The 13,407-nt window shown below is 71.4% G+C and carries 10 protein-coding genes and 1 pseudogene; 7 read left to right on the top strand and 4 right to left on the bottom strand.

Features of this window, described 5'->3' with window-relative positions:
• The first annotated feature begins 2 nt into the window (after positions 1-2).
• Positions 3-716 carry a class III extradiol dioxygenase subunit B-like domain-containing protein gene (locus tag IE263_RS22630; protein ID WP_189939461.1) on the top strand — a complete coding sequence of 238 codons (714 nt, stop codon included), beginning with the start codon at positions 3-5 and terminating at the stop codon, positions 714-716.
• 213 nt (positions 717-929) lie between these two features.
• On the opposite strand, the gene IE263_RS22625 is transcribed toward IE263_RS22630, so the two are convergent.
• Positions 930-1,199: an antitoxin gene (locus tag IE263_RS22625; protein WP_189939459.1), complete on the bottom strand. Its 270-nt coding sequence runs from the start codon at positions 1,197-1,199 to the stop codon at positions 930-932.
• Between the two features lie 24 nt (positions 1,200-1,223).
• A complete protein-coding gene (locus IE263_RS22620; RefSeq protein ID WP_189939457.1) occupies positions 1,224-1,550 on the bottom strand; it encodes a hypothetical protein in 327 nt (108 codons plus the stop codon).
• 183 nt (positions 1,551-1,733) lie between these two features.
• Here IE263_RS22620 and miaA point away from each other — a divergent pair, with 183 nt between their 5' ends.
• The 6 genes from miaA to hflX all read left to right on the top strand — a co-directional run bounded on the left by miaA (position 1,734) and on the right by hflX (position 10,703).
• On the top strand, positions 1,734-2,672 hold the full coding sequence (miaA, locus tag IE263_RS22615) for a tRNA (adenosine(37)-N6)-dimethylallyltransferase MiaA (RefSeq protein WP_189939455.1): 939 nt from the start codon (positions 1,734-1,736) through the stop codon (positions 2,670-2,672).
• A gap of 108 nt (positions 2,673-2,780) precedes the next feature.
• Complete coding sequence (locus IE263_RS22610; protein ID WP_189939573.1) at positions 2,781-3,290, top strand: hypothetical protein; 510 nt, start codon at positions 2,781-2,783, stop codon at positions 3,288-3,290.
• A gap of 123 nt (positions 3,291-3,413) precedes the next feature.
• A complete protein-coding gene (gene dapF, locus IE263_RS22605) occupies positions 3,414-4,283 on the top strand; it encodes a diaminopimelate epimerase (RefSeq protein ID WP_189939453.1) in 870 nt (289 codons plus the stop codon).
• A 300-nt stretch (positions 4,284-4,583) separates the two neighbouring features.
• Entirely contained in the window at positions 4,584-6,806 is a 2,223-nt protein-coding gene (locus IE263_RS22600; RefSeq protein WP_189939452.1) for a RelA/SpoT family protein, read from the top strand.
• A 748-nt stretch (positions 6,807-7,554) separates the two neighbouring features.
• Positions 7,555-9,075 carry a M1 family metallopeptidase gene (locus IE263_RS22595; RefSeq protein WP_189939450.1) on the top strand — a complete coding sequence of 507 codons (1,521 nt, stop codon included), beginning with the start codon at positions 7,555-7,557 and terminating at the stop codon, positions 9,073-9,075.
• Positions 9,076-9,209: 134 nt separating this feature from the next.
• Positions 9,210-10,703, top strand: a complete 1,494-nt coding sequence (gene hflX / locus IE263_RS22590) for a GTPase HflX (RefSeq protein WP_189939448.1) — start codon at positions 9,210-9,212, stop codon at positions 10,701-10,703.
• Between the two features lie 64 nt (positions 10,704-10,767).
• On the opposite strand, the pseudogene IE263_RS22585 reads toward hflX, so the two are convergent.
• Together IE263_RS22585 and IE263_RS22580 are read right to left on the bottom strand one after the other, a co-directional pair.
• Positions 10,768-11,967, bottom strand: a pseudogene (locus tag IE263_RS22585) (trypsin-like serine peptidase).
• Positions 11,968-12,125: 158 nt separating this feature from the next.
• Positions 12,126-13,349, bottom strand: a complete 1,224-nt coding sequence (locus IE263_RS22580; protein ID WP_189939447.1) for a trypsin-like serine peptidase — start codon at positions 13,347-13,349, stop codon at positions 12,126-12,128.
• Positions 13,350-13,407 lie beyond the last annotated feature (58 nt).

Raw genomic sequence — 13,407 nt, 5'->3', positions numbered from 1 at the left:
TCATGCTTGTCGCCGCCGCGGTCTGTCCCTGTCCGCCCCTGCTCGTGCCCGAGGTCGCCGCGGGTGCCGCACCCGAGCTGGACGCCGCGCGTGCCGCCTGCTCCGACGCGCTGGGCGTGCTCGCCGCCGCCCGGCCGGACCGGCTCGTGGTCGTCGGGCCTGCCGACGAGTCCGGGCGGGGCACGCACGCGGAGGGCACGCCCGGCTCGTTCAGCGGCTTCGGCGTCGACCTCACCGTACGGCTCGGGAGGGGCGGCGGGGCCACCGCGCCCGAGCGGGAGCTGCCGCCCTCCCTCGCCGTCGGTGCCTGGTTGCTGGAGCGGGCCGGATGGTCCACCCCGGTCGAGGGGCTCGGCGTGGGGGAACGGCTCGCGCCCGAGCGGTGCGTCGACGTCGGAAGGGACATCGGCGCACAGCCCGGGCGGATGGCACTGCTGGTGATGGGCGACGCCAGCGCGTGCCGGACGCTGAAGGCGCCGGGCTATCTCGACGAGCGCGCGGCACCCTTCGACGCGGAGGTCGCCCGGGCGCTCGGCACGGCGGACGTCGCGGCCCTCGAGGCCCTCGACGCCGAGCTGGCGCGCGAGCTGAAGGCGGCCGGCCGGGCACCCTGGCAGGTGCTCGCGGGCGTGGCCGAGGGCGCCGGACTGTCGGGCACGCTGCTGTACGAGGACGCGCCGTACGGCGTCGGATACGTGGTCGCGGCCTGGTCCTAGGCGACCGACGGCAGCGCTGGTCGGTGTCGTGGTGGTGCCGGGGCGGGGCTTCGTCCCTCGGGCGGCCGTGTCGTCCGGGTCGGCGAAGGTACTCGCACGGCCGACGGAGCGCTCCGGCGCCGGTGGTGGCGCGGCTGTCGTGGAACGGCGGACGGCCGCGAGCGTTTCCGCTGCGCGGCCGTCCGCCGATCGGTGTCGTGCTGTGGCTGCTGTTCAGGAGCTGGGCGGGGGTGTGCTCGGCGGCGTGAACGTGTCGCCGCCCGCCCTCGGCTCGTCCTTGTGCGCGAGCCGGTCCATGGCGCCCTTGGCCTTGTCGGTGCCCGTGTGGATCTTGTCGTGGTACTTGCCCTTGGTCCTCTCGTCGACGACCTTGGCAGCCTTGTCGATCCCGTGCTGGATCTTGTCCTCGTGCCGGTGCGCGAGGTCCGAGACCTTGCCCCTGGCCGGGGCGAGCCTGGACTTGAGATTGTTCAAAAGACCCATGGGTCACCTTCCCTGGCGGGTCCGCTACGTGCGGGCGTTCTCGCCGGCCTCATTGTCGACGGCCTCCTCGGCGGACTGCTGCCGGGGGATCTCGACGCCGTCGGTGCTGGTGGTGTCGGTCTTCGCCGCCGTCTCCGTGGCATCGCCGGTCTCGGTCGACGTCCGCACCAGCGCCTCGGCGGCCTGCTCCGTCTCGGCGCCGTCCACCGTCGTACCGGCCGGTGCCTCGGCGGTGGTCTCCGCCTCCCGCGCGGTCGTCTCCTCCGTGACCGTCTCCTCCGTGACCGTCTCCTCCGCAGTCGCCTCTTCCGTGACCTTCGACCTCCGGAAAAGCCGCGCCAAAACGCCCATATCAACTCCATACGGTACTCGTGCGGGCGAAATCCCGCGTTGCCCGGTGCGTCCGTTTGCGCCACCGGGATGCGCCGCCCCCGCGAACGGGCGACGGGAATCTCGCAACGGGCAACGACGCCGGACCGGCCCCGTCACGTAACTCGTTCGAGAGCGGGCTGCGAGGTTTGCGAGACTGGTGCCGTGAGCAGCGCACCCCCCGCCCCCCACGTCATCGCCGTCGTCGGACCGACTGCAGCCGGAAAGTCCGATCTGGGCGTCTTCCTGGCTCAGCAGCTCGGCGGCGAGGTCGTCAACGCCGACTCCATGCAGCTCTACCGAGGGATGGACATCGGCACCGCCAAGCTGACGCCCGAGGAGCGCGATGGCGTCCCGCACCACCTCCTGGACATCTGGGACGTCACGGTCACCGCCTCCGTCGCCGAGTACCAGAAGCTGGCCCGCGCCCGGATCGACGCTCTGCTCGCCGCGGGCCGCTGGCCGATCCTGGTCGGCGGCTCCGGGCTGTACGTCCGGGGAGCCGTCGACAACCTGGAGTTCCCCGGCACCGACCCCGAGGTCCGCGCGCGCCTGGAGGAGGAGCTCACGCTGCGCGGCTCCGGCGCCCTGCACGCCCGGCTCGCCGCCGCCGACCCCGAGGCGGCGCAGGCGATCCTGCCCAGCAACGGCCGTCGTATCGTCCGCGCCCTCGAGGTGATCGAGATCACCGGCAAGCCCTTCACGGCCAACCTGCCGGGCCACGACTCGGTCTACGACACCGTCCAGATCGGTGTCGACGTGGCGCGCCCCGAACTCGACGAGCGCATCGCCCGCCGTGTCGACCGGATGTGGGACGCGGGGCTCGTGGACGAGGTGCGCGCGCTGGAGGCGCAAGGCCTGCGCGAGGGGCGTACGGCCTCGCGCGCGCTCGGCTACCAGCAGGTCCTCGCGGCTCTGAGCGGTGAGTGCACGCTGGAAGAGGCGCGCGCGGAGACCGTCCGTGCCACCAAGCGCTTCGCGCGCCGCCAGGATTCATGGTTCAGGCGCGACCCGCGGGTGCACTGGTTGAGTGGGGCTGCGGCGGATCTCACAGAACTTCCGCAGCTCGCACTGGCGTTGGTCGAACGACCGGTTACAGCCTGATCACGTCATGGCATCGGGACGCTCAGGCCGCCGTCCGGGCCTTCGGCACCATGCCATCATCGAGCTTCGATCGACCAAGTGGAGTCCGAGTTGGGAGGGCGCGTGGCGATGGAGGCCGGCCCTCGCGACACCGCACAAGGCACCGAGCACCTGATCACCGAGCGGGGTGAACCGGAGCCCGAGGAAGTGCGTCTGAGCCCCGACGGGCCGGACGTCGACGACACCCAGGACGGCGTGACCGCCGACGGGCCCGAGCCCGAGGAGATGTTCGCCGGCGGCCCCGAGGTGGAGGTCGAGCTGCGCCCCCAGCGGCGGCTGCGGATCTGGCAGCTCGCCCCCATCGTGGGCCTGGCCGCGACCGGCTCCCTGATGTTCGCGTTCCCTCTCGCCTTCGACTTCGGCGACAGCGGAGCCGTGATCGCCATGCTGGGGCTGCTGATCTGCTCCTGCGCGGCCGGCTGGGGGATGATGGCCGCGCGTCGCGTGGGTTACACGTGGCCCGGCCTGCCCCAGCGCGGCTCCGGCCGCCGCCCCGACTGGCGCGTGGTCCTCGCGTACGTCGTCGTGGTCGCCGCGGTGGTCGTCCTGGCCGTGTGGCGGGTCGCACGGCTTCGCTAGGCCGCAGAGCACCCACGCGCGCGTGCCGTGTCCTGTGGTGCACGCGCGCGGTGCCTGGTCCGGTTCGCAGGCGGCCCTCCACGCGCGCGTCGCGGTGTCGTACCCACCCCGTACGATCGAGGAATGAGCACGCGGATCGCCTTCCTCAAGGGACACGGCACCGAGAACGACTTCGTGATCGTCCCGGACCCCGAGAACGCCATCGACCTCCCCCCGGCCGCCGTCGCCGCTCTGTGCGACCGGCGCGCGGGCATCGGCGGCGACGGGCTGCTGCACGTCGTGCGGTCCGCCGCCCACCCCGAGGCCCAGGAGATGGCGGCCGAGGCGGAGTGGTTCATGGACTACCGCAACGGCGACGGCTCGATCGCGGAGATGTGCGGCAACGGCGTCCGTGTCTTCGCACGCTACCTCCAGCACGCCGGGCTCGTCACCGAGGGCGACCTCGCGGTCGCCACGCGCGCGGGCGTGAAGACCGTACACATCGCCAAGAACGGTGACGTCACCGTCGGCATGGGCAGGGCGCGCCTCCCCGAAGAGGACGTCACCGTGAGCGTCGGCGAGCGCAGCTGGCCCGCGCGGAACGTGAACATGGGCAACCCGCACGCCGTCGCCTTCGTCGACGACCTCGCGCACGCGGGCAACCTGTTCTCCCCGCCGCCCTTCAGCCCGGCCTCCGCCTACCCGGACGGGGTCAACGTCGAGTTCGTCGTCGACCGGGGCCCCCAGCACGTCGCGCTGCGGGTGCACGAGCGCGGTTCCGGCGAGACCCGGTCGTGCGGCACGGGCGCGTGCGCCGTCGCCGTGGCAGCCGCGCGCCGGGACGGCGTCGACCCGACCGTCACCGGGACGCCGGTCACCTACACCGTGGATGTCCCCGGCGGACGCCTCGTCATCACCGAGCGGCCCGACGGCGAGATCGAGATGACCGGACCCGCGGTCATCGTCGCCGAGGGCGAGATCGAACCGGAATGGCTGGAAACCGCCGTCAGTTGACGGATGCGGCGGCTTGGCTTCGGAGGCCGACGTGGCCCTGAGGTGCGCAGGAGTGCCGCCGGGGCCACCGCCGTGAGTTCGAAATCAAGACCGACCCCTGGTCGGGCGGCGCAAAATCGTAAACCTCCCCGCCCTCGCTCGAATGGGTGATCCGTTTCACGCTCGGCGAGAGGCGGTCAGTCGGGCGTGGTGGGCTCGGTAGCATCAAGCACCGGCCCGGACGGGGGATCGTTGCCAGCCCCCTGAGCCGTGTCCGCCCTGGGGCACTCCGTCCGCCGGTCCACGCAGCCGGAGGTGCCCATGAGTGCGGAGGCCACGAACCCCGCGACCCCAGGCCCGGTAGCGCCTGCCGCGCCCCGCAGGCGCAGCCGCCCCCGGATCGACCTGCGTCGCCTGGGCCGGGCCGCGTTGCTCGGCCCCGCCTCCCGCGGCCGGCTGCCCGACGCGATCGGGCACGTGGTCGAGGCCCACCGCGCCCACCACCCCGACGCCGACCTCGAACCACTGCGCCGCGCCTACGTGCTCGCAGAGTCCTCGCACCGCGGCCAGATGCGCAAGAGCGGCGAGCCGTACATCACGCACCCGCTCGCCGTGACGCTCATCCTCGCCGAACTCGGCGCCGAGACCACGACCTTGACGGCCTCTCTGCTCCACGACACCGTCGAGGACACCGATGTGACCCTCGATCAGGTCGGCGAGGAGTTCGGCGAGGAGGTGCGCTATCTCGTCGACGGCGTCACGAAGTTGGAGAAGGTCGACTACGGCGCCGCCGCCGAACCCGAGACGTTCCGCAAGATGCTCGTCGCCACCGGCAACGACGTCCGCGTGATGTCCATCAAACTCGCCGACCGGCTGCACAACATGCGCACCCTCGGCGTGATGCGCCCCGAGAAACAGGCGCGCATCGCCAAGGTGACCCGGGACGTCCTCATCCCGCTCGCCGAACGCCTCGGTGTCCAGGCCCTCAAGACCGAGCTGGAAGACCTGGTCTTCGCGATCCTGCACCCCGAGGAGTACGAGCACACGCGCGAGCTGATCGTCGACAACGCCTCCCGCCCGGACGACGCGCTCGCCGAGTTCGCCGACGCCATGCGCACGGTCCTGCGCGACGCCGACATCCAGGCCGAAGTCCTCATCCGGCCACGGCACTTCGTCTCCGTCCACCGCGTGTCCCGCAAGCGCGGCCGGCTGCGCGGCTGCGACTTCGGCCGCCTGCTCGTCCTCGTCAACGAGGACGCCGACTGTTACGCGGTCCTCGGCGAACTGCACACCTGTATGACGCCGGTCGTCTCGGAGTTCAAGGACTTCATCGCCGTCCCCAAGTTCAACCTGTACCAGTCGCTGCACACCGCCGTCGCCCGCGAGGACGGCCAGGTCGCCGAAGTCCTCATCCGCACCCACCAGATGCACAAGGTCGCCGAGGCCGGCGTCGTCGCCCTCGGCAATCCCTACGCTCCTCCCTCGGAGGAGCAGGGCGGCGAGGGCGGGCAGGCCGAGGGAGGCACGGCCGACGGGGAGCGTGTCGACCCCACCCGCCCCGGCTGGCTCTCCCGCCTCCTCGACTGGCAGGAGGCCGCACCCGACCCCGACACCTTCTGGTCCACCCTGCGCGAGGACCTCGCCCAGGACCGCGAGATCACCGTCTTCCGTCCCGACGGCGGCGCCCTCGGCCTGCCCGAGGGCGCCACCTGCGTGGACGCCGCGTACGCGCAGTACGGCGAGGACGCCCATGCCTGCATCGGCGCCCGCGTCAACGGGCGCCTGGCGACCCTGAGCACGGTTCTGCGGGACGGTGACACCGTCCAGCTCCTCATGGGCCAGGATCCGGCCTCCGAGCCCTCCAGGGAGTGGCTGGACCACGCCCACACGCCTGCCGCCCGCATCGCCATCCAGAGGTGGCTGGCCGCGCACCCGGGAACGGAGGGTCCGGCTGCCGCGTCCGACGCGGGGGCCTCCGCGGACACCGCGGACACCGGGGGAGACACGGACGCCGACGAGACCGAGGCAGCGGGAGCCGCTCAGGGCATCTCCGTCCGCCCTGTCTCCGAGGGGCCCGCCCCCCGCCCCGACGCCGCCCTCACCGTCGTGGACCGTCCCGGCGCGAGCGTCCGGCTCGCCGGGTGCTGCACGCCGGTGCCGTCCGACGAGGTGATCGGTTTCGCCGTGCGCGGGGGAGTGGTGACCGTGCACCGTGTGGAGTGCGCCGCCGTGTCGCGCATGATGAACGCGGGGCGCGCGCAGGTCGACGTGCGCTGGGGGGACACCACCGAGTGCCGGGTCACCCTGGTCGCGGAATCGTTCGGCCGGCCCCACCTGCTCGCCGACCTCACCGAAGCGATGGCCCTGGAGGGCGCCGAGATCGTCTCCGCGACCGTCGAACCGCCCAGCCAGCAACGCGTACGCCACACGTACACCCTCCAGCTCCCCGACGCGGCCCACCTGCCCACCCTGATGCGCGCCATGCGCAACGTGCCCGGCGTGTACGACGTGAGCCGGGCACAGCATCACGCGCCGACTTCGTGAGGCGGCGCTCGAAGGGCCGCGTCCGCCTTTGACCGGCGCGTGGCTCTCGGTACGAGCCGGGGGCGTACGCCGGTAGGCCCGACCTTGCTGGGGCACGCGGCGGCCGGAAGGGCACGTCCTGGACCGTACGGCGGCGGACGACCGTCTGCCCGCGCTCCGGGCGCAGACCCCCCTCTCGGAGCGCACGCCCCTCGCACCGGGCGCCCGCGGCCGCCAACACGCCCCCCGCGGGAGTGCACGCCCCTGATCATGCCGCCAAGCCCGCATCACGCCCGCCCGCGCGTGGAAGCACCTGCCCGCGGCTTAGTAGTCGAGGGCGTACCTCGGGGGCGCGCGTTCCGGGCAATGCGCCGGCGGACGACCGTCTGCCCGCGCTCCGGCGCAGGCCCCATCCCGGGGAGCGCCCGCCCTCCCCGGGAGTACCCGCCCTCTCCCGCCCCGAGCGCACGCGCCGCCCACCTCGCGCGCGGAGGCATCGCGGCAGCACCCCGGATGCTCACTACGCTCGGCGCATCTCCCGGGGCGCACGCCCCCAACCCTGGCCCAATCCGCCCTTTCGCGACCTGCCCTTTCACGACCTGCGCCGTACTTTCCCCCCCGGTCGCTCAGCCGCTCACCCCCCCGGCCGACGCTCACCGCCAGGCCATTCCTCCAGTCACCACCTCCACGCACGCGTAGGCAACCCGTTCGAGTGGGCCGGTCGCGCGTCGTCGCTGAGGCGTACGCCGGGCGCTGGTAGCGGTGGTGCATGCTGCTCACCGCTCGCGCCCATGCCCGCCGCCACGGCACCGGCATCGCCCGGCCCCGAACCGCCCGCTCCCGTCGCCTCAAGTCCACCCTCCTCGCCTCGGCCGTCGCCGTCTGTCTCGTCGCCGCTGGTGCACCGGCGAACCCGCTCGGTGTCGGCGACCGTCTCTTCCCGTACCTGGGCAACCCCGGGTACGACGTGGCGGCGTACGACCTGTCCTTCACCTACTCCGGGAGCAACAGCAAGCCGCTCCAGGCGGTCACCACCATCGACGGCTGGACGACGGCCGCTCTGGACCGGATCAACCTCGACTTCGCCCATGGCAAGGTCGAGTCCGTCGAGGTCGACGGCGAGCCGGCCACCTTCGCCAGTGCCGGTGAGGACCTGGTGATCACGCCACAGGACGTGCTGCCCCAGGGGGACAGGATGCGCATCACCGTGCGCCACACCAGCGACCCGGTGAGTACCAAGGAGCGGGACGGCGGCTGGGTGCGGACCGCGGACGGCCTCGCCATGGCCAACCAGGCCGACGCCGCCCACCGGGTCTTCCCGTGCAACGATCACCCCTCCGACAAGGCGATGTTCACCATCCGGGTCACCGCCCCCGCCGGCTACACGGCTGCCGCCAACGGACTGGCGACCGGCGTCGACCGAGTCGGCCGCGCGACCACCTGGACGTACCGCACCGGGCACCCCATGGCCACCGAGCTCGCCCAGGTGTCGATCGGCCGCTCCACCGTCCTGCACCGCGAGGGCCCGCACGGACTGCCCCTTCGGGATGTCGTGCCCACCAAGGACCGCGGTCTCCTCGAACCGTGGCTGAAGAAGACCCCCGACCAGATCACCTGGATGGAGAACAAGGTCGGTCCCTACCCCTTCGAGACGTACGGCCTGCTCATCGCCGACGCCACCACCGGCTTCGAACTCGAGACGCAGACCCTCTCTCTCTTCGAGAGAGGCTTGTTCACCGGGTCCACCTACCCCAAGTGGTACGTCGAGTCGGTCATGGTGCACGAGCTGGCTCACCAGTGGTTCGGCAACAGCGTCAGCCCACGCACCTGGTCCGACCTCTGGCTCAGCGAAGGGCACGCCACCTGGTACGAGGCCCTGTACGCGGAGGAGAAGGCCGACCACACCCTGGAGGCGCGCATGAAGGCCGCGTACGGCGCCTCTGACCGGTGGCGCGCGGCCGGCGGCCCGCCCGCGGCTCCCAAGCCGCCCCAGCCCGGCCAGAAGATCGGCATCTTCCGTCCGAACGTGTACGACGGCGCGGCCCTCGTGCTGTACGCCCTGCGCCAGGAGATCGGCAGGCGGGCGTTCGACCAGCTCGAGAACGCCTGGGTGCGTGTCCACAGGGACTCCACGGCGACCACCGCCGACTTCCAGCGCCTCGCCGAGCAGATCTCCGGACACGACCTCGAAGCCTTCTTCAAGAGCTGGCTGTACGGCGAGAAGACCCCGGCCATGCCCGGACACCCGGAGTGGAAGGCGGCCGCACCCGCTGCCAAGGCCCCGAAATAAGACGGTGACGAGACGGGCCGTACCGTGCGACCATCGTCAGGTCGGCGCGGCACGGGACACGGGAATCTCCCGGGGTACTCGTGCGTTGTCCACAGTGACCGCCGAATCGGCATCCCCAACGACGTAAGGACCCAATGACCTCCTCTTCTTCCCCTTCCCAGGACACCAAGCGCTTCGCGCACGCCTACCCCGAAGGTCTTCGGGCCGATGCCCTGATGGAAGAGGACGTCGCCTGGAGCCACGAGATCGACGGAGAGCGGGACGGCGACCAGTTCGACCGCTCCGAGCGCGCGGCCCTGCGTCGCGTCGCGGGCCTCTCCACCGAGCTCGAGGACGTCACCGAGGTCGAGTACCGTCAGCTCCGCCTGGAGCGGGTCGTGCTCGTCGGCGTCTGGACCTCGGGGACCGTACAGGACGCGGAGAACTCCCTCGCGGAGCTCGCCGCCCTCGCGGAGACGGCGGGCGCGCTGGTGCTCGACGGTGTGATCCAGCGCCGTGACAAGCCCGACGCGGCCACCTACATCGGTTCCGGCAAGGCCGACGAGCTGCGTGACATCGTCCTCGAGACGGGCGCGGACACCGTCATCTGCGACGGTGAGCTCAGCCCGGGCCAGCTGATCCACCTCGAGGACGTCGTCAAGGTCAAGGTCATCGACCGTACGGCCCTGATCCTCGACATCTTCGCCCAGCACGCCAAGTCCCGAGAGGGCAAGGCGCAGGTCGCCCTCGCGCAGATGCAGTACATGCTGCCGAGGCTGCGAGGCTGGGGTCAGTCGCTGTCCCGTCAGATGGGCGGCGGCAAGGGCGGTGGCCTCGCCACCCGTGGTCCCGGTGAGACCAAGATCGAGACGGACCGGCGTCGGATCCGCGAGAAGATGGCGAAGATGCGCCGGGAGATCGCGGAGATGAAGACCGGTCGCGAGATCAAGCGGCAGGAGCGCAAGCGCCACAAGGTGCCGTCCGTGGCGATCGCGGGCTACACCAACGCCGGCAAGTCCTCGCTGCTCAACCGCCTCACGGGCGCGGGCGTGCTCGTCGAGAACGCGCTGTTCGCGACCCTCGACCCGACCGTGCGCCGGGCCGAGACCCCGAGCGGCCGCCTGTACACGCTGGCCGACACCGTCGGCTTCGTGCGACACCTGCCGCACCACTTGGTCGAGGCGTTCCGCTCCACCATGGAGGAGGTCGGCGAGTCCGACCTGATCGTGCACGTGGTGGACGGTTCGCACCCGAACCCGGAGGAGCAGCTGGCCGCCGTGCGTGAGGTGATCCGGGACGTCGGCGCCATCGACGTACCCGAGATCGTCGTGATCAACAAGGCCGACGCGGCCGACCCGCTGACGCTCCAGCGGCTGATGCGGATCGAGAAGCGCTCCATCGCGGTCTCGGCCCGCACCGGCCAGGGCATCGATGAGCTGCTCGCGCTCATCGACAATGAGCTGCCGCGTCCGTCGGTCGAGATCGAGGCGCTCGTGCCGTACACGCACGGCAAGCTGGTCGCCCGTGCCCACACCGAGGGCGAGGTGATCTCCGCGGAGCACACGGCGGAGGGCACCCTGCTGAAGGTGCGGGTGCACGAGGAACTGGCGGCCGACCTGGCGCCGTACGTTCCGGCACCGTTGGCCTGACATCCCCACCTACGTAGGCCCGCCCTCCGCGACGAGCGGAGGGCGGGCCTACGGTGTGTACGGGTCACTGACCGCCGTACGTCTCGCTCATGTTCTCGTAGAGCGCCTGGGCCTCAGGGCCGAGCTGTGGGCCCGCCAGCCAGGTGTTGGTCGTCGGGCCGATCGAGGTGTTGGAGACCAGCTTGGTCTCGCCGTCCACCGTCCGGAACCAGCCGCCGCCGGAGGAACCGCCGGTCATCGTGCAGCCGATGCGGTACATCGTCGGCAGCGACGGGCTCAGCGACAGCCGCCCCGGCCGGTCGATGCACTTGAACATCTTCAGCCCGTTGTACGGCGCCGCCGCCGGGTAGCCCAGGCGCCCATCGCGTCGACCTCGGTCGCCGACAGCGCGGAGAAGTCGACGTCCAGTTCCCCGCCGACGGTCTCCTCCAGCGACGTCGAGCCGGTCTCGGGCGTCACATGCAGCACGGCGTAGTCGTACGCGGCGCCCGCACCGCCCGTGTCCGAGCCACCCTCGATCCACTCGTTCGACGTCGTGGCCCAGTCGGCCCACCAGTTGCCGTAGGGAGCGATCTGCGAGGCTGTCGCGTTGCCCAGCTCCGCCCTCGGACTTGCCGAGGTCGTTGTAGGCCGGGACGAAGACGATGTTGCGGCACCAGCCGCCCTCGCCGCCGGCGTGCACGCAGTGGCCGGCCGTCCAGACCAGGTTGGACTTGCCCGGGTGGTTCACGTCCGAGATGACGGTCCCCGAGCAGACCATCGTGCCCTCGGGCGAGTCGAAGAAGACCTTGCCGACCGGGGCCGCGTTCTCGTGGTACGGCGTCTTTTCGGCCTCCGCCTCGACGGGTGTGGGCTCCGGGTCGCTGACGCCCTGGCCGGCGGCCGTGTCCTTCGTCGTGACCGTCTTGTCGGCCTCCTTCGCGGACCGCATCCGCTCCGGTTTCCACAGGCCCTCGATCACGGGGTTCACGAGGTCCTTGGCCGCACTGAGCCACTTGTCCTTGTCCCAGTCCTGCCAGCCGCCGCTGGCCCAGTCGTCGACGTCGATGCCGTGCTCCCTGAGCTTGTCGGCGATGTCGGACGGGATGCTCACCTTGCCGTCACCGGCGGCAGCCTGGGACGCGGAGGCCGAGGCGTCGGCCTTGCCGTCACCGGAACCGGCACAGGCGGTCGCGGTCAGCGCCAGGGCGGCGACGAGCCCGGTGGCGAGAAGAGAGCGCCGCCGGCCGCGCAGGCGCGCGACAGGCGTACGTGTGGAACGCATGGTGCGATGTCCCTTGGACGTGGAGTGTCATGTTCTTGTCAGATGACGCCGACGTCTCCACACGGAGATCGCCGGAGACAGCACCCCCTATGCCCCTGGAATTCGGGACGAACGGCGGTGGGGTGGTGAAGGTTCCCGTGACACCCCACCGCCGTGGATCACTGACCGGCGAACTTCTCGCTCACGGAGTCGTACACGCCCTTGGCCACCTCACCCAGCCGCGGTCCCGCGAGCCAGCCCGCGTCCACCGGGCCGATCGAGGTGTTGGACACCAGCGCGGGCTTGCCGTTCGAGCCCGTCGCCACCCAGCCTCCGCCGGACGAGCCGCCGGTCATCGTGCAGCCGATGCGGTACATCGTCGGGTCCGTGGCGTTGAGCGACAGCCGCCCCGGCTTGTCCTGGCACTGGTACAACTTCTGTCCGTCGTACGGCGCCGCCGCCGGGTAACCCGTCGCGGTGATGCTCTTCACCTTGGTCACGGCCGGCGCCGCGAAGTCCACCGGCAGCGCCGAACCGACCGTCTCCTCCAGCGACTTGCCCGAACCGCCCTCCTCGGGCGTCACATGAATGACGGCGAAGTCGTACGGCGCACCGTCACCGCCCGTCTGGCCGCCCTGCTCGATCCACTGGTCCGAGGTCTGCGCCCAGTCACCCCACCAGACCCCGTACGGCGCGGCCTCCTCCTTGGTGGCCGTCTGCAACTCCTCGGCCGACTTGCCCGCGTCGTTGTACGACGGCACGAACGCGATGTTGCGGTACCAGCCGCCGTTCTTGCCGGCGTGCACGCAGTGGCCCGCCGTCCACACCAGGTTGGACTTCCCGGGGTGGGCCGGGTCCTGTACGACCGTCGCCGAGCAGACCATGGTGCCCTCGGGGGAGTCGAAGAACACCTTGCCCGCCTCGGGAGCGTTGGCGTGATACGTGGCCGGAACGGCCGCCGCGTCCACCGCCTCCGGTGTCGGGTCGGTCACGCCCTGGTCATCGGAGAGGTCACTGTCGTCGACACCCCGGTCCGGGTCCTCGGCCTCACGCATCCGGTCCGGGTCCCACAGGCCCTTGATGATCGGGTTGATGTAGTCCTGCGCCTCACGCAGCCAGTCGTCCTTGTCCCAGTCCTTCCAAGCGCCGTTCTTCCACTTGTCGAGGTCGATCCCGTGCTCCTTGAGCCGGTCCTTGATGTCGTCCGGGATCGTGATCTTTCCGTCATCGTCGGCCGAGGCGGACGCGGTGGCCTGACCGTCCGCGTTGGCGTCGCCCGAGTCGCAGGCGGTCGCGGTGAGCGCGAGCACCGAGGCGAGGGCAACGGCGCCCAGCACGGGGGAGGTTCTGCGGCGGGCGTTCCTCCCTCGTCGGGCGGTGAACGACGGCCGTATGGATCGCATGGTCTGACTCCCCCTGCTGTCAACGAACTTCGAGCGGTGGCCGTTCCCCGCCGCTGAA

The sequence above is a fragment of the Streptomyces aurantiogriseus genome, from assembly GCF_014649375.1.
Classification (GTDB): domain Bacteria; phylum Actinomycetota; class Actinomycetes; order Streptomycetales; family Streptomycetaceae; genus Streptomyces; species Streptomyces aurantiogriseus.
This window is presented reverse-complemented; position numbering and strand designations above follow the sequence as displayed.